This is a genomic window from Blautia sp. 210820-DFI.6.14 (assembly GCF_020558815.1).
GTDB classification, from domain to species: domain Bacteria; phylum Bacillota; class Clostridia; order Lachnospirales; family Lachnospiraceae; genus Blautia_A; species Blautia_A obeum.
The window spans coordinates 1-357 of record NZ_JAJCKS010000111.1 but is presented as its reverse complement, the minus strand read 5'-3'; the positions used below and the strand labels follow the sequence as shown (position 1 = coordinate 357).

The 357-nt window shown below is 47.6% G+C and carries 1 pseudogene; it reads right to left on the bottom strand.

What is annotated here, in order from left to right:
* A pseudogene (locus LI112_RS17960) lies at positions 1–357 on the bottom strand (hypothetical protein); the annotation flags it as partial.

Here is a 357-nt window from a genome sequence, read left to right as displayed (position 1 = left end):
TCGGATTGCTGATTTCCACGGTTCCTGCTTCGTCTGAGAAAAGCTTTTTGCAGGTCTGGCATCTCCAGTATGTTTCGTGTCCATCTTCTGTGCAGCCGGCTTCTTTTCTCTTGACTGCTTTCAGATCATGACCTGTCGCTTTGATCTCTATTGGATTGATGATTTCCACAGTCCCAGCTTCGTCTGAGAAAAGCTTTTTGCAAGTCTGGCATCTCCAGTAGGCTTCATATCCATCTTTGGTGCAGCCGGCATCTTTCTTTTCTGCCTTTTCAAGATTATGACCTGCAGCAGGGATCGGCTCTGTGTAGGTGTGACTGCTGTCATTCTTGCAGACATAGGTACGAACGCCGTCTGTAG